Annotated in this window: 19 protein-coding genes; 7 read left to right on the top strand and 12 right to left on the bottom strand. The window is 68.1% G+C overall.

Translation table 11 applies throughout. The features are described 5' to 3' along the window. Positions 1-18: 18 nt before the first annotated feature. Positions 19-1,119, bottom strand: coding sequence for a peptidase (locus tag ACSR87_RS08500; protein ID WP_498530180.1), 1,101 nt, complete (start codon positions 1,117-1,119; stop codon positions 19-21). Positions 1,120-1,196: 77 nt separating this feature from the next. On the opposite strand from ACSR87_RS08500, the gene hisG reads away from it, so the two are divergent. Next, positions 1,197-2,042, top strand: coding sequence for an ATP phosphoribosyltransferase (gene hisG / locus ACSR87_RS08495; RefSeq protein WP_498530179.1), 846 nt, complete (start codon positions 1,197-1,199; stop codon positions 2,040-2,042). Positions 2,043-2,074: 32 nt separating this feature from the next. On the opposite strand, the gene ACSR87_RS08490 is transcribed toward hisG, so the two are convergent. The 4 genes from ACSR87_RS08490 to ACSR87_RS08475 all read right to left on the bottom strand — a co-directional run bounded on the left by ACSR87_RS08490 (position 2,075) and on the right by ACSR87_RS08475 (position 4,457). Continuing rightward, positions 2,075-3,043: a CPBP family intramembrane glutamic endopeptidase gene (locus ACSR87_RS08490; protein WP_498530178.1), complete on the bottom strand. Its 969-nt coding sequence runs from the start codon at positions 3,041-3,043 to the stop codon at positions 2,075-2,077. A gap of 18 nt (positions 3,044-3,061) precedes the next feature. Further along, the gene (locus ACSR87_RS08485) at positions 3,062-3,439 is read right to left on the bottom strand and encodes a DUF7473 family protein (RefSeq protein ID WP_498530177.1); all 378 of its coding nucleotides are present in this window, start codon (positions 3,437-3,439) and stop codon (positions 3,062-3,064) included. A 78-nt stretch (positions 3,440-3,517) separates the two neighbouring features. Further along, positions 3,518-4,087 carry a TATA-box-binding protein gene (locus ACSR87_RS08480; RefSeq protein ID WP_004045271.1) on the bottom strand — a complete coding sequence of 190 codons (570 nt, stop codon included), beginning with the start codon at positions 4,085-4,087 and terminating at the stop codon, positions 3,518-3,520. Between the two features lie 58 nt (positions 4,088-4,145). Further along, positions 4,146-4,457, bottom strand: coding sequence for a DUF5658 family protein (locus ACSR87_RS08475; RefSeq protein WP_008576715.1), 312 nt, complete (start codon positions 4,455-4,457; stop codon positions 4,146-4,148). Positions 4,458-4,614: 157 nt separating this feature from the next. On the opposite strand from ACSR87_RS08475, the gene ACSR87_RS08470 reads away from it, so the two are divergent. Both ACSR87_RS08470 and ACSR87_RS08465 read left to right on the top strand, forming a co-directional pair. Continuing rightward, the gene (locus ACSR87_RS08470) at positions 4,615-5,571 is read left to right on the top strand and encodes a methyltransferase domain-containing protein (protein WP_008576714.1); all 957 of its coding nucleotides are present in this window, start codon (positions 4,615-4,617) and stop codon (positions 5,569-5,571) included. A 102-nt stretch (positions 5,572-5,673) separates the two neighbouring features. Then, the gene (locus tag ACSR87_RS08465; protein ID WP_008576713.1) at positions 5,674-5,883 is read left to right on the top strand and encodes a hypothetical protein; all 210 of its coding nucleotides are present in this window, start codon (positions 5,674-5,676) and stop codon (positions 5,881-5,883) included. Between the two features lie 38 nt (positions 5,884-5,921). On the opposite strand, the gene ACSR87_RS08460 is transcribed toward ACSR87_RS08465, so the two are convergent. From ACSR87_RS08460 to ACSR87_RS08450, 3 genes are all read right to left on the bottom strand, one after another. Continuing rightward, positions 5,922-6,371: a hypothetical protein gene (locus ACSR87_RS08460; RefSeq protein WP_498530176.1), complete on the bottom strand. Its 450-nt coding sequence runs from the start codon at positions 6,369-6,371 to the stop codon at positions 5,922-5,924. Between the two features lie 66 nt (positions 6,372-6,437). Further along, complete coding sequence (locus ACSR87_RS08455; RefSeq protein WP_498530175.1) at positions 6,438-7,040, bottom strand: protein sorting system archaetidylserine decarboxylase; 603 nt, start codon at positions 7,038-7,040, stop codon at positions 6,438-6,440. Continuing rightward, entirely contained in the window at positions 7,041-8,066 is a 1,026-nt protein-coding gene (locus ACSR87_RS08450; RefSeq protein ID WP_498530174.1) for an AAA family ATPase, read from the bottom strand. Positions 8,067-8,207: 141 nt separating this feature from the next. On the opposite strand from ACSR87_RS08450, the gene rnz reads away from it, so the two are divergent. After that, complete coding sequence (rnz, locus tag ACSR87_RS08445) at positions 8,208-9,155, top strand: ribonuclease Z (protein ID WP_008578549.1); 948 nt, start codon at positions 8,208-8,210, stop codon at positions 9,153-9,155. Positions 9,156-9,203: 48 nt separating this feature from the next. Continuing rightward, positions 9,204-10,082 carry a PhzF family phenazine biosynthesis protein gene (locus ACSR87_RS08440; protein WP_498530173.1) on the top strand — a complete coding sequence of 293 codons (879 nt, stop codon included), beginning with the start codon at positions 9,204-9,206 and terminating at the stop codon, positions 10,080-10,082. Between the two features lie 40 nt (positions 10,083-10,122). Here the strand turns inward: ACSR87_RS08440 and ACSR87_RS08435 are convergent, their stop codons facing one another. Both ACSR87_RS08435 and ACSR87_RS08430 read right to left on the bottom strand, forming a co-directional pair. After that, positions 10,123-10,467 carry a DUF8108 domain-containing protein gene (locus tag ACSR87_RS08435; RefSeq protein WP_498530172.1) on the bottom strand — a complete coding sequence of 115 codons (345 nt, stop codon included), beginning with the start codon at positions 10,465-10,467 and terminating at the stop codon, positions 10,123-10,125. An 8-nt stretch (positions 10,468-10,475) separates the two neighbouring features. Continuing rightward, entirely contained in the window at positions 10,476-11,471 is a 996-nt protein-coding gene (locus tag ACSR87_RS08430) for a prohibitin family protein (RefSeq protein ID WP_498530171.1), read from the bottom strand. A 175-nt stretch (positions 11,472-11,646) separates the two neighbouring features. Here ACSR87_RS08430 and ACSR87_RS08425 point away from each other — a divergent pair, with 175 nt between their 5' ends. Then, on the top strand, positions 11,647-13,644 hold the full coding sequence (locus tag ACSR87_RS08425; protein ID WP_498530170.1) for a DUF460 domain-containing protein: 1,998 nt from the start codon (positions 11,647-11,649) through the stop codon (positions 13,642-13,644). Positions 13,645-13,674: 30 nt separating this feature from the next. On the opposite strand, the gene ACSR87_RS08420 is transcribed toward ACSR87_RS08425, so the two are convergent. Together ACSR87_RS08420 and ACSR87_RS08415 are read right to left on the bottom strand one after the other, a co-directional pair. Beyond that, positions 13,675-13,887, bottom strand: a complete 213-nt coding sequence (locus tag ACSR87_RS08420) for a hypothetical protein (RefSeq protein WP_498530169.1) — start codon at positions 13,885-13,887, stop codon at positions 13,675-13,677. 81 nt (positions 13,888-13,968) lie between these two features. Continuing rightward, positions 13,969-14,349 (bottom strand): ATPase, encoded by a 381-nt coding sequence (locus ACSR87_RS08415; protein ID WP_498530168.1) that lies wholly within the window; start codon positions 14,347-14,349, stop codon positions 13,969-13,971. A gap of 20 nt (positions 14,350-14,369) precedes the next feature. Between ACSR87_RS08415 and ACSR87_RS08410 the strand changes: the two genes are divergently transcribed. Beyond that, positions 14,370-15,356: a tyrosine--tRNA ligase gene (locus ACSR87_RS08410; RefSeq protein ID WP_498530167.1), complete on the top strand. Its 987-nt coding sequence runs from the start codon at positions 14,370-14,372 to the stop codon at positions 15,354-15,356. Positions 15,357-15,450: the final 94 nt, after the last annotated feature.

The raw sequence follows: 15,450 nt of genomic DNA, 5'->3' as shown, positions 1-15,450 counted from the left end.
GTCCGAAAAGCGGCGTCTCTACGCGCCCGTTTCGCCCGGCCCGGAGCCGTCTCGGAGCCGTTCGATGCGCGACGCCAGCGACGGCTCGAACGAGAGACGCGACCCCGCACGGCCGGTGTCGACCTCGTCCGCGGTCGCGTCGAGCGCGTCGGCGACGGCCGCGCGTCCGACCCGCTGTGCCGCCGCCTCGTCGGCCCGGTAGATGAGCCGTTTGCTCGCGTACTCGCCGGTCACGAGAACTATCACGCCGACTCCGGCGAAGACCAAGAACGACAGGACGAACCCGAGCGGCGACCACGCGAAGCCCCCGAAGACGAGTCCAGCCGCCGCGCCCACGGTGAACAGGCGAATCTCGTAGACGTACCGAGCGACCCGCCCGGCGTCGACCGCGAGGAGCGCCGAAACCGTCTCGTCGTCGTAGCGGTCGAGCAGCGAGTCGGTGAGAAAGAGCGTCTTCCGACCGAGCGGGCCGCGGACGAGGTGGTCCGAGCGGTGGCCGCCGCCGTCGAGGAGGCGAATCCGAGCGACCGAGAGACCGGCGCGGTCGCACAGGCGGTCGAGTCGCTCGCGCGTCGCGTCGTCTGGGACCGCCGTCGTCTGCGAGACGCTGACGAACGGTGCCGAAAAGACGTACGCGGCGGCGACGAACGCAAGCATGGTGAGCAGGCCGCTGGTCTCCAAAACCCGGAATTCGACGTGTAGCACGGTCACCACGCAGAAGACGAGTGCCGCGATGAAGAGCTGATAGCGGAACATCTTCGCGGCGGCCGTTCCCGCACCTATATCGGCGTCTCGAACGCGCCTCGCCACAGGGAACGCGCCCATATACGAGACGGTCGCCACGACCGCGGCACCGACGCCGATGAGCGCCCAGCCGAGAACCACCCACGGCCAGTCGGTCGGGAGACCGACGGCCGCGAGGAGCGCCCGGTCCGCGTTCGTCCACCAGACGACGCCGACGAACAGGATGGCGGCGTAGAGCCAGTTGCTTCGCACTCGCTGTCTGAACCGCTGGACCGACGCATCTCGGCGCTCGTAGAGACCGGCGCTGACGCGGGACCAACCGGCCCCGAGGAGGGCGACGCCGACGAGCGCGCCGGCGAACGTGACGGGAACCATAGGTGACACTTCGTAGACGTGTTAAAAACCGTTCCGGCTTGCGAAAGTCAATTACCTCCGGGACGTGACGGAGAGGTATGCGAATCGCCGTGCCCAACAAGGGCCGCCTGCACGAACCGACGATTGAACTCCTGGAGCGTGCGGGGCTGCACCTCGACAACGGTGCCGAGCGCAAACTCTACGCCGGGACCGTCGACCCCGACGTGACCGTGCTGTTCGCCCGCGCCGCAGACATCCCCGAGTACGTCCGCGACGGGGCCGCCGAGGTCGGCATCACGGGCCTCGACCAGGTCCGCGAGTCGGGCCACGAGCTCGAAGACCTGCTCGATTTGGAGTACGGCAAGTGTCGGCTCGTCCTCGCCGCGCCCGAGGACGGCGACATCGAGACCGTCGACGACGTGTCGGGCAAAGTCGTCGCAACCGAGTTCCCGCACATCGCGCGGACTTACTTCGAGGAGGCGGGCATCGACGCCGAAGTCGTCGAAGTCACGGGTGCGACCGAACTGACGCCGCACGTCGAGATGGCCGACGCCATCATCGACATCACCTCGACCGGAACGACCCTGCGGGTGAACCGCCTCGCGGTCATCGACGAGGTGCTGTCGTCGTCGGTTCGGCTGTTCGCCCGCCCCGACGTGGTCGACGACCCGAAGGTCCAGCAGCTCCTCATGGCGCTCGAATCCGTCCGCTCGGCGGAGGGCAAGCGCTACCTGATGATGAACGCGCCGCGCGAGAAACTCGACGAGGTGAAGGAGGTCATCCCCGGACTCGGCGGCCCGACCGTGATGGACGTCGCCGGCGACTCGACCGTGGCCGTCCACGCCGTCGTGAACGAGCGCGACGTGTTCGAGGTCGTCAGCGACCTGAAAAGCGTCGGCGCGAGCGGCATCCTCGTGACCGAAATCGAGCGGTTGGTCGAGTAAGCGACGCGGCCATCGCGCCGAGTGTCAGTTTTTCACTGTTTCCAGCGCAGCTCCGGCACCGTGACCGACGGGTCGAACCCGAGGTCGCCGCGGCGCACTCGGACGTACGCCGCGATGCAGACCGCGCCGAGGACGATTGCGCCGACGCCGAGCAGACCGGCCTCCGGGCCGAACGCGCCGCCAGTAATCACGTCAGGGCCGCGTGCCGTCGTCTCGACGAGCGACGTGCCGAAGTCGAGGCCGCTGACCGCAAAGCCGAAGACGCCGCCTTGCACGAAGTTCCACGAGATGTGGATTCCCGTCGGGATGGCGAGGTCGCCGGTGAGCGCGTAGCCGAGGCCGAGCATGACGCCCGCGAGGGTGATGCTCGTCGTGCTGGCGAACCCCGCGTTCGGGTTGGTGTAGTGGGCGACGCCGAACACCGCCGACGAGACTGCGAGGCCGCCGGCGACCGCCGCGTCCGAGCCGAGCCGCCAGCGGAGGCCCTCTGCGACGTCGGTGAGGACGATTCCCCGAAGCAGGAGTTCCTCCGCGATGCCGACGACGACGAAGAACGCGAGGAGCGACCCGACGCCGAGCAGTCGGTCGACGCCGAGCGGGGCGGGAGAGACCGCAATCCAGCCGGCCGCGACGCCGACGACGAAGACGGCGGTCATCAGGCCCGTTCCGAGCGCGAGGCCGAATCCGAGGTCGACCGCCCACTCGCGGTCGAGCCCGAGGCCGAGGTCCGCGACGGTCCGCCTATCGACGTACCGCGCGACGACGAGCGCGGCGAGACCGCTCGCGCCGACCGAGACGAGCGAGACGACGAGCGACACGAGGCGGCTCGACCCGGCGAGGCCGCCGAGCGCGGTCGAAAGCGAGAATCCGACCACCAGCGAGACGGCCACGAAGACGACGGGCGTCAAGAGCAGACGAAACGGGGCGCGTGGCCGGCGTTCCGCGTCGTTCCAGAGGAGTCGGCGGGGAGACACGAACGGGGGTTCGGCGGCCTCGGGCAAGAAAGTACGGCGGGTGGCTCAGAATGGCGCGGTCAGCAGGATGGCGGAGAGGCCGAACAGGACGAGACCCAGAAGCACCGAGACGACGAAGTGGATGACGACCACGTACGCCGACAGGCGGTTCGACCGGCCGTAGAGGTACTTGACGAAGCCGAAGTCGAGACCGAGCGCGAGCGCGAGCGCGACGAAGGAGTTCCAGCCGAAGGAGGTGAAGACGACGGCGATGGCCGCCGGGACCGGTCCGACGGCGAACGCCTTTTTCAACTCCACGTCGCCGAGGACGTTCCGCGCGGCGATGTGGGCGGTGAGAGAGAGGAACAGCGCGAACAGCGCGAACGTTCCGGCGACGGCCGTGACCGGCGCACCGGCGGCCGTCTGCAAGGTGAGCGCGTCCATACCGGCCCGAAGGACGCGACTGACTTAGATTCGGTCGATTCGAGTCCCGGTTACGCGACGCAGTCGAGGTTCGGTGGGTTAGAACGACCCGTTCAGGAGGCCCAGTTCGGAGAGCCGCGAGATGATGACGTCGACCGCGGCTTCGGCGTCTGTCGGCTGTTTGCCGCCCGTGATGACGAGCTTGCCCGACCCGAAGAGGAGCGCGACGACGCTCGGTTCGTCGAGGCGGTAGACGAGGCCGGGGAACTGCTCCGGCTCGTACTCGATGTTTTCGAGACCGAGCCCGATGGCGATGGCGTTGAGGTTCAGGTTCTCGCCGAGGTCCGCGCTCGTGACGATGTTCTGCACGGTGATTTCGGGGTCGTCGTCGACCGGAATCTGAAGCTCGCGGAGCTTGTCGAAGACGATTTCGAGGCTCTCGTGGACGTCATCGGTCGACTTCGCGCCGGTGCAGACGATTTTCCCGGACCGGAAGATGAGCGCCGCGGACTTCGGCTCCTGGGTGCGATAGACGAGTCCCGGAAACTGCTCGGGGTCGTAGTCGGCACCCTCGAGGTCCATCGCCACGCTCTGGAGGTCGAGCTCTTGGCCGATTCCCGTGGAGGCGACGACGTTTTCGATGTTGATTGTGTCCTTGGGGTCGGTCATACAACGATTTAAGTCACGTATTTAAGGGTTAAAAAGATTGGTGCGAGGGAATGACAGCTTACGCGCGGCGGTGAATAATCCGGGCGTTTCGAGCGGTGACGACCGCGCCGAGAACTGTCAGTGAAAGTGGAACTGCGAGTCGGGCGACCGCCGGCTTGAGCACCCAGTAGGCGGCGAAGAACAGCGCGACCGAGACGAGTTTCAGCACCGCAAACGAGCCGGGACCGGGGTCGCCGCCGGAGAGGCGCCGCACGATGGGGTTTCCTTCCTGCACACCCGCCGTCCTGACACCGAGGACGGTCGTGACGTAGTCTCCGAGCCCGTAGGTGAGTGCCGCCGCGCCCCAGAGAATGGCGTCGAGAGAGGTCATGCGAGTGGATTCGGAGCGCCCGATATAAGTCTCGCCGTCGCCGGGTTGTCACGTTCGGCGGGGTCGCCAACGTCGGGGGGCGCGTCACCGCCCCCGCGGGCGCGACGACGACCGATACCCTCATTTCCGCGGCCCGTCAGGTCCGAGCGTGTACGGATTGGAACTCGCCGGCGAGGAAGACGCCTTCGCCGCCCGCGAGGCCGAGGCGGCCGCGACGGGCGTGACGGTCGTCGCCCCCGGCCTCGCCACCGCCCGCGGCGTCGACCCGGAGCGCGCGAGGCGACTCGCCTACACCCGGCGCGTCGTCGAACTGGTCGGTCGATGCGAACCCGATATCGAGGCCGCCCGCGCCGTCGTCGCGGCCGCGAACGTCGACCGCGAGGGGACCGTCGCCGTCCGCGCCCGCGACGTGCGAGGACTCACCGGTATCAGCACGACCGACGCCGAGCGCGAACTCGGGTCGGCGCTCGTCGGCCGCGGCTTCGGCGTCGATTTGGACGACCCCGACCACGAGCTACGGGTCTACTTCTCCGAGGGCGCCTGTCTCGTCGGCTGGACCGCCGTCGAGGCCGTCCGCGACTTCACCGACCGGAAACCGACCGACCGGCCGTTTTTCCAGCCGGGCAGCATGGCCCCCGTGGACGCCCGCGCCTTCGTCAACATGGCCGGCGCGGAGCCCGGTGCCCGAATTTTGGACCCGATGTGCGGCACCGGCGGCGTCCTCCTCGAAGCCGGCCTCGTCGGTGCCGACGTGGTCGGCGTCGACGCCCAAGCGAAGATGGTCGGCGGCGCGCGGGAGAACCTGCGCCACTACGTCGGCTCCGGCGACGTAATCCGCGGCGACGCCACCGCGCTCCCCCTCCGCGACGATTCGATGGACGGCGCGGTGTTCGACGCCCCCTACGGCCGGCAGTCGAAAATCGCCCGCCACTCGCTTGCGGACCTCGTCGGCGGGGCGCTGGCGGAGGTCCGCCGGGTCGCCCCCGGCTGCGTGATGGTTGCCGACCGGTCGTGGGCTGAGGCGGCCGAGGACGCCGGCTGGGAGGTCGAACGGGTGTTCGAGCGCCGAGTCCACCGGTCGCTGGTGCGGTACGTGCATCTGCTGCATCGGTAGTCGGAATCGGCGGCGGTGCGGCGACTCCGACACGGCCGCAGCCGAGAGGGGGTTTGTTCAACCGCTCGACAAGACTATGAGCGAGCGCGTCGAATCGGAGGCATGTCGCGCACGGTTCGAGAGACCCTCGCCGAGGCGTACGACCCCGACCCGCGGGCGATGGCTATCGTCGCGATGGGGTCGTCGTTCCTGCTGGTGTCGCTCCTGTCGAATCCCGACGTGTCGAACCCGTCCTACCTGTTCGGTCTCGTGGCGGCGGTCCTCTCGCTCGTCGTCTCGGTCGCGGTGCTGGCCGTCGAGACGCGCCGGTAGCCGAGGCGACCGGAGATGACTGGAGGCGACTGAGACCGTTAGAGGACTTCCTTCTGCAGTGAGATTTCCCCGTCCGAGCCGACGCGCACCATCACGTACTCGTAGTCCTGAATCCGCCCGTCGTAGGCCACTTCGCCGTCGACGAGGAGTTCCACGTCGCAGGTCTCGGCGTCGGTCTGTCGGATGAGCGTCTCCGTCTCTCCGGGCGAGAGTTCGATGTCGCTCTCGCGGCACGCGGGGTTCAACACGACTTCGCCGGAGAAGCCACCGTCGACCCGGACGCGAACGAGCTCCGACCCCTCGCAGAACTCCGTCCGCCCGCAGTCGTCCGTGGTGGTCGCGGCCCGTCCGGATTCGGTCGACTCCGACTCGGAGGTGTTGGTTCCGCTCGTGGTCGTCGTCTCGGTCGAGGGCTCGTCGGGGCCGCCGAGACATCCCGAGAGGAGGGCGAGCGAGCCGAGAGACGCGAGGACTCGTCTTCGCTGCATGAAATGTAGTTTCTATGTCACAATAAATGTCTTGTGCCGGCGGGACAGCCCGGGGCGCTCGTCCGGCTATCGCCGCGCCAACACCGTCTCGCCCGCCCGCACCGACTCACCTTTTTCGACGACCACGTCTTCGGAGCCGTATTCCGGCGGCAACAGCACGTCCGCCCGCGAGCCGAAGTCGATGTGGCCGAGTTTCTGCCCGCGGGCGAGTTCGTCGCCGGGCGCGACGTACGAGTGAATCCGGCGGGCGAACGCGCCGGCGATGAGCGACACCTCGTGGTCGCCCGCGTCGGTGTCGAGTTCGATATCGACGCGCTCGTTGCGGTCGGAGTCCTTCGAGAACGCCGGTTTGTGCGCGCCGGGACGGTGGGTGACGGTTCGGACCGAACCGGAGACGGGCGCGCGGTTGACGTGCACGTCGGTGACGTTCATGAACACGCCCACGCGGACGCGGCCGTCCTCGACGCGAATCACGGAGACGCGCCCGTCAGCGGGGGCGACGACGCCCGGTTCGTCGGGGGGCGAGCGCTCGGGGTCGCGGAAGAACCAGAGGACGAACGCGCCGACCGCGAGCAGCACGGCCCCGAGGGGCGGGAAGACGACCGCCGCGACTGCCGCGCCGAGGAACGCGGGGAGCGCGAACCGTCGGTAGCCGGGTGCGAACTGCATCTATGCCTCGCCGCGGACGTCCGCGCCCCAACTCGTGAGGAGGTGGGTGATGTGCAGTCGGTCGTCGATGCCCGTCGAGATGTCGAGGTCGACCTGCCCCGCGAGTTCGTGCAGGCGGGCGAGTTCGCCGTCAGCGAAGCGCTCGGGCGTCGAGTCGGCGACGCGGAGGATGTCGCGGAGGAGCTCCTGCCCCTCGTAGCCCTCGTCGTCGAGGAGCGTCGTGAGGGTCTTGCGGGCGTCCTTGATGTCGCCCTCGCGGGCGTTGATGAGGAGCGTCTTCAGCTCGTCGTCGAAGCCCACGTCGCCGAGGGCGGCGTGGACCGTGGACATCGTAACCTCGTCGGCCTCGGTGGCCGTCCGCTGGGCCGAGAGGATGGCCTTGCGGACGTTCCCGTTTGAGGCGTCGGTGAGGAACTGGAGGCCGCCATCGTCGTACTCGATGCCCTCGGCGTCGAGGATGTCGGCGAGGAGGGTTTCGAGGGTGTCGTCGTCGGGGGCGGGCATGGGAATCGGGAAACACCGCGAGCGAATCGGCGGGATGAGCTTCGAGGGCTGGCGCGTGGTGATGACGAACTGCGTGGTCCGGTGGTGCTGTTCCATCACGCGGCGGAGCGCCTGCTGGAAGTCCTCGCGGATGGATTCGGCGTTGTCGAGGACGATGGTCTTGTACTCGCCTGACATCGGGGCGTAGCCGGCGGACTCCTTGAGCACGCGGTTTATCATGTCGCGTTTCGCCATGCGACTGCGACCGTCGAGGAACTGCTCGAACCGCGGGTCGGCGCGAATCTGCTTTTTCGTCCGGTTGAAGAAGTCCGCGACGTTGAGTTCGATGAGGTCGTTTTCGGGGTCCGCGTGCGCCTCGTGAGCCAGCGCGCGGACGGCGGCGGTCTTGCCGACGCCCGGCGGGCCCTGCACGACGAGATTCATCGGTTCGTCCACGGCGCGTCGGAGGCGGTCGCGGACCTCCGGCTGTGGGAGGTCGTCGAGCCCCGGCGCGTGCGTCTCGGTCCACAGCGGCGCGTCCATTGGACTCCGGTAGCAGGCGGTCGGGTAAGAATCGGTCGGTCCGGGGCGTCGGGCGGACTCGGCTTCTCGTGGGGCGAGCCCCGAGGCCGGGACGGATTCGACGCACGTTTAGTCCCGCCGGTATCATTCTGGAGCATGTCCATGCGCGCGACCTTCCTCGGGACCGGCGGGGCCGTCCCCACCACGGCGCGTGCGCCGAGCGCGTTCCTCGTGAACCGCGACGGCGAGCGCCTGTTGTTCGATTGCGGGGAGGGAACCCAACGCCAGATGATGCGCTACGGGACCGGGTTCGGCGTCAGCCACCTGTTCGTCACCCACCTCCACGGCGACCACATCCTCGGCATCCCCGGCCTGATTCAGACGCTCGACTTCAACGACCGCGACGCCTCGCTTGCCATCCACGGCCCGCCGGGGAGCAAGCGCCACCTCGAAACACTCGTCCACGCCGGCGGCTACCAGCCCGGTTTCCACGTCTCCGTCCACGAGGTTCGACCGGGGAACGTCGCCTACCGCGCCGACGACTACGAGGTCCGCGCGTTCGACACCGAACATCGGACCGCCTCGGTCGGCTACGCCCTCGTCGAAGACGACCGCCCCGGCCGGTTCGACCGCGAGAAGGCAGAAGAACTCGGCGTCCCCGTCGGCCCGGCGTTCGGCCGCCTCCACGCCGGCGAGGATGTGGAACTCGAAGACGGAACCGTCGTGCGCTCCGAGCAGGTGGTCGGTGACCCCCGGCCCGGTCGAACCGTGGTCTACACCGGCGACACTCGCCCGCTGGATTCGACCGTCGAAGTCGCCCGCGACGCCGACCTGCTCGTCCACGACGCGACGTTCACCGACGAGGAGGCCGAGCGAGCGAAACAGACCGCGCACTCGACCGCCCGCGAGGCCGCCCGAATCGCCCGCGACGCCGACGTGCGGCGGTTCGCGCTGACGCACGTCTCCGCGCGGTACGCCGCCGACCCGAGCCCGCTTCTCGAACAGGCCCGCGAGGTGTACGACGGCGAGGCGTTCGTCGCCGAGGACGGCCAGAAACTGGAGGTCCCGTACGCCGACAGCGACGGCGGCGGGGCCGAGACCGGCGAGTAGTCCGCGGGCCGCGGTACGCTTTTCTCCCGGCCGGGCGCATCCGTCGATGTGCCGCAGAACGCCTTCCACACCGTCGACGTGTTCGCCACGGCGAAGTACGCCGGGAACCAACTGGCTGTCTTCGAGGACGCGGACGCGCTGCGTTCCGACCAGATGGCCGCGCTCGCCAACGAGATGAACTACTCGGAGACGACGTTCATCGAGGGCGGGTCGCCCGACGACGGCTACGACGTTCGCATCTTCACGCCGGACGGGGAGATTCCGTTCGCCGGACACCCGACGCTCGGGACGGCCGCCGTCCTCCGCGACCACTTCGGCGCGGGCGACGAGGTGACGCTGAACCTCGGCGTCGGTCCGATTTCGGTCGAGGTCCGGACCGACGGAAGCGACAGCGAGCAGTACTGGATGACGCAGAACGCGCCGAGGTTCGGCGCGGAACTCGACCGCGAGACGCTCGCGGAGGTGCTGTCGCTCGACGCGAACGACTTCGACGCCGACTGGCCGATACAGGTCGTCTCGACCGGCCTCCCGGCGGTGATGGTGCCGCTCCGCGACCGCGACGCGCTCGCCCGGAGCGAGGTGTTTACCCCGGCGTACCGGTCGTTCTTCGACGACGTGGGCGTCGAGAACCTCTTTCTGTTCTGTCCGGACCCCCGCGACGACGCGAACGACTTCGCGGCGCGGATGTACGCGCCCGGCCACGGCGTCGCCGAGGACCCCGCGACCGGGAGCGCAAACGGCTGTTTCGCGGGCTACCTCGCCCGCCGTCGCTACTTCGGAGACGACGAAATCGAGGTCACGGTCGAGCAGGGCTACGAGATGGGCCGGCCGTCGCACCTCCACCTCGAAGCCGAGGACCGCGGTGACGAGGTGGCGGTCCGCGTCGGCGGGCGCGTCGAGTTCGTCTCGAAGGGGAGACTCGTCTGAGCGGCCGCTGAGCGGGGAACAGAGTCAAAAAGGGGCCGATTCAGTCCCGGTGGGCGTCGCAGACCGGATTCTCGCCGTCGTCGAGGAGGACGACCGGAACCCCGATAACGACCCACTCGCGGACGTAGCGCCGGCGCGTCGTCGCGGACGACCCGCATTCGACGCAGACGGCGTCGGCCGGTTCGACGGTCGACTCGATGATTCTCGTTCGCGGACCGACGGCCGTCCGTGCGTACGCCGGCTGTTTTGAGAGGAGCGCCACGAGGCCCGCGGCGACGACGAGGCCGACGACCGGCAGGACGAACCGGCCGGCACCGGAGCGCGCGAGGACGCCGACGATGACGAGTAACATGACCGCGACGGCCAGTTCACGGAGGAGACGCATCGACGGCGTCAGGTGCTCGTCTCGTTTTCGGAGCCGGACGAAGATGACGAACTGGACGACCCCGACGAACTGGACGACGCGGAGCGAGCGTCCGACGACGAATCCGACGACGACGAGCCGTCGTTATCCAGCGACCGGACGAACTGCGGGTAGCCGCCGTCACCGACCGGGATGTAGACGGTGTCCGTCTCGTCGAGTTTCTCGATGTACTTCTGGGCCAGCACCTCGTCGGACAGCGACTGGGCGATGATGCGGTTGGCGTCGGCCTGCCCCTGCGCCTCGATGCGCTTGCGCTCGGCCTCCAGCTCCTCGACGGCGAGTTCGTCCTGCTTCTGCTGGCGGCGCTGTTCGGTGATTTCCTTCTGTTCGACCGCTTGGGCGTACTCGGCGGGGAGTTCGACGTTGCGGACCTGCACCGCTTCGAGGATGAGGCCGTCGTCGGCGAACTCCTCGGCGAGTTCCTTCTCGGCGGCGGCCTTCAGTTGGGTCTGGCCCTCGCCGGTGTAGATGACGGTGACGGGGAGCCGACCGGCCTCGGTCCGGAGCACCGACCGAATCGACGGCCGAATCAGGCGCTCTTCGGCGGTGGCGAGCGTCCGGTAGTTGCGGTAGAACTCGACGGCCTGTCCGGCGTCGATGCGGTAGCGGACGGTCACGTCGATATCCGTCCGAAGCCCGTCTTCGGTCAGGACGGTGATGGCGTCGTCGCCCCGTTTGTCACCTTCGCTCGTCGACGACGACATCGTGTACGACTGCGGTCGCACCGACAGCGACGAGGTCGACTGCGAGACGGGGTTGACGAAGTGCGCGCCGGGTTCGAAGACGGTGCCGGTGGTCGCGCCCCACTTCTTGACCACCTTGACGTTCCCCTCTTCGACGGGTTCCCACGCGAGGAGCCCGGCGATGGGGGCGGCGATAAGGAGGAGGGCGACGACACCGATGAGGGCGATGCGCGTCAGCGACCGGGAGGTCACCGACGGCGGGTCGGGGATGTCAGAACTCATCACTCTATTTTCAAATAGCCGAGACTTGTTTGTTTCGTGTCAAACGTAGGTCGCGGCGGCGACTGTCCCCGGTGGCAGCGGCGTCAGCGGCCGAGTCGCGCAACCGCGACACCCGGCCGCGTCGGCACCCGCGACCGGCGTGGAGTATATATCCGGCGCGGCCCTAGTCGCCGTCGTGAACGACCGGACGAGTGCGCTCGACTCGGTCGTCTTCGGCGTCGACATCCAGAGCGGCGATATCCGCGGCGACTCGCCGTCGTACGCGCTGGTCGTGTTGGACACCCGAGACACCGAGTCAGACGAGGTCCGAATCGAACGAGACGTGGTCTCCTTCCGAAAGTTACGCCGCCTCATCGAGCGCGACGAACCGCGCGTCGTCGCCACGGACAACATGTACGAGTTGGCGACCGACAAGGACGATTTAGTCCGCTTCCTGCGGTGGCTTCCCCACGGGACGAAGTTGGTGCAGGTGACCGGCGCGGAGCGACCGGAACCCCTGTCGCGGGTCGCCTCGCGCCACGGCGTCCCCTACGGCAAAGACCCGATGGAGGAGGCCGAGGCCGCGGCGCGCCTCGCCCTCGGTAACGTCGGCTACGAGGTCGCCGCCTTCGAGAACACGACGACCGTGAAGGTCTCTCGCGGCCGCTCGACCGGCAAGGGCGGGTGGAGTCAGGACCGCTACACGCGCCGCATCCACGGGTCGGTCAAACAGCAGTCCCGCGAGGTCGAGTCCTCGCTGAAGGAGGCGAATCTCGACTACGAACGGGACGTGACCGAGAAGTACGGCGGCTACTCGCAGGCGCTTTTCACCGTCGAGGCGCGGCCCGAGGACATCCCCGTGTCCACCCACCGCTCGGGCGACACCCGCGTCGAAATCGAGCGCGAGCGACGCGACGGCATCGAGTTCGAACCGCTCGTGAAGCGCCGCGACCGCGTCATCGTCGGCATCGACCCCGGCACGACCACGGCCGTCGCCGTCGTCGGCCTCGACGGGCGCGTCCTTGACGTGCACTCGACGCGCACCGCCGACACCGCCGCCGTCATCGAGTGGCTCATCGAGCGCGGGCGGCCCAGCCTCGTCGCCGCCGACGTCCAGCCGATGCCCGAGACGGTCGAGAAGTTCCGCCGGAGCTTCGACGCCGCCGGCTGGGCCCCCGCGAGCGACATCCCCGTGGACGAAAAGCTCCACCGCACCCGCGACATCGACTACGAAAACGACCACGAGCGCGACGCCCTCGCCGCGGCGCTGTTCGCCTTCGACGACCACGAAGACCAGTTCGAGCGCATCTCCCGGAAGGTCCCCGCCGACGTGGACAGAGAGGAGGTCATCGCCCGCGTCCTCACCAGCGAGGAGTCGGTCGAGGCCGTCCTCCGCGAGATGGACGACGACGCCGACGACGGCGGCGACGACGCCGACGACGAATCCCACGAGGAGCCCGAACTCACGCCCGAAGAACGCGAGATTCGGGAGTTACGGTCGCGGGTCGAACGCCTCGAATCGCACGTCGAGGACCTGAAATCGACCATCGAGGAGAAAGACGAGACCATCGAGGAGTACAAAGAGGAACTGTCCGACGCCCGCCGCGAGGAGCGCCGCGAGGCCCGCGAGCGCCGCGAAGTCACCCGACTGGAACGCGAGAACGGCCGATTAGAGCGGAAGGTCGAATCGCTCGAAGCCGACAAGGCGGAGCTCGCAGACAAGCTCGACCAGCTGAAGTCGCTGTGGAAGCTCGACCACTCGAACTTCGCGGACGTGAACACCGACGGCAGTTTGGTGCCGGTCAAAATCGTCGAGCAGTTCACCAACGGCGCGCTCGACCACACCGTCGAGGAGTACGGCATCGCCGCCGGCGACGTGGTCTACCTCCGCGACGCCAGCGGGGCTGGGCGAACGACCGCCGAGCGACTCGCCGGATTCGACCCGCGGGTCGTCCTCCGGTCGGGCAACCTCTCGGAGGTCGCGGACGAAGTGCTGTTCGAGGCCGATATCCCGGTCGCACCCGCCGACGGCGTGACGATTCAGGAGATAGACGAACTCGCCGTGGCGAAGGAGTCCGAGGTGGCTGCCGCCATCGACGACTGGGAGGACCGTGCCGAGGAGCGACAGAAGGAACAGCGCGAGGAGATGGTTGACCAGATTATCTCCGAACACCGCGCCGAGAACCGGCGGTGACCGGCCGAAAGTGAGACGCGCGGACGGGCCTCATTCGCGGTTTCGCTCTCGCGGCCACGCTCGAACGAGCGAGGCGGCCAACAGGAGACCGATAGCTAACGCGGCACCGCCTGAGACGAGACGGATGACGTTGTCGAGGTAGACGCCGGTCCCACTCGACGAGACGAGGTACGTGAGGAGAGCGAGAAACAGCGAGACGACCATGAGCCATCGACGGATTGGGTTCGCGTCGGCGGAAGGCATACCGACGGGATGCGTGGCTGTTCGTAAATCGGTTCTGGGATCACTGAAGACGGTGACGAGAGCCGCGGCCGCCGAGGGTCGTCACTCCTCGGTCGCGTCGTGGCCGACGACGACGGCCACCACGAAGTACAGTGCCGCCCCGACGAGCGGGACCAAGAACGCGAGCACGGCCCAGAACGTCGCGTTTCGCCCCTTGAGCGTCGCGTCCTTGTGGACCCGGTACGGCAGGTAGACGTGAAACGCGAGGAAGTAGACGGCGAAGCCGAGGATGTACGGGAGGAGGTCGCCGCCGCGGACCGACGCCCACATGACCGCGAGCAGGCCGAAGACGACGAGGATGAGCGCGGCGAAGATGATGACGGGCGCACGCGTCGTGGTTCCTGAGTCGGACATCACCCGGAGTTGGGACCGGTGGATGTTGTCCGTTTCGCCCGCGAACGGCTTCCAGAAGTCATATCCCACATCACCGACACCGAACAGGTATGGACGCATACGACCTGATCACTCGGAACGCCTCCGAAGTGGTCACGGAGGACGAAGTGCGCGCGCTGGCCGACGACTCCGAGGGCAAGCGAGCGTACGTGGGCTACGAGCCCTCCGGCGTCCTCCACATCGGTCACATGCTCACCGCCAACAAGCTCATCGACCTCCAAGAGGCGGGCTTCGAGGTAGTCGTACTCCTCGCGGACGTACACGCCTACCTCAACGGCAAGGGCACCTTCGAGGAGATTCGCCAGACGGCCGAGCGGATGAAAGCGCAGTTCATCGCCTACGGCCTCGACGAGAGCCAGACGGAGTTCGTCCTCGGCTCGGAGTACCAGCTCGACGAGAGCTACGTCCTCGACCTGCACGCGCTCGAACTGGAGACAACGCTCTCGCGCGCCGAGCGCGCCATGGCCGAAATCAAAAGCGGCGACGGCGTCACCGTCGCGCAGGCGGTCTACCCCATCATGCAGGCGCTCGACATCGTCTACCTCGACGTGGACCTCGCCATCGGCGGGATGGAACAGCGCAAGGTCCACATGCTCGCCCGCGACACCCTGCCGAGCATCGGCGAGGAGTCGCCGACCTGCATGCACACGCCGCTCATCGCGGACCTCGGGACGGGCATCGGCAAGATGTCCTCCTCGGAGGGCGTCACCATCTCGATGGAGGACACCACCGAGGACATCGAAGACAAGGTCAACGGCGCGTTCTGCCCGCCGACGGCCGACCCCGAGCCGACCGACGAGGGCGAGGAGCGCGAGAACCCCGTCCTCCAAATCTTCGAGTACCACGTCTTCCCGCGCTTCCAGCGGGTCGTCGTCGAGCGCCCCGAGCAGTACGGCGGGAACCTCGAATACGACGACTACGAGACGCTGGAGGCCGACCTCGAATCCGGCGAACTCCACCCCGCCGACGCGAAGGGCGCGCTCGCGAACTACCTCGACGAACTCATCGAGCCGGGCCGCGCGAAGATAGCGGAGTAGTCGCCGCGCTTCGCCGGTAGGTCACCCTTCTTGACGACCCGCCGCTCGTCGCTCGCCGCCGCCCAAACCAATAGGGGCCCGCCGCACCGACGAG

Source organism: Haloferax sp. SDI50, from assembly GCF_059802635.1.
This window is presented reverse-complemented; position numbering and strand designations above follow the sequence as displayed.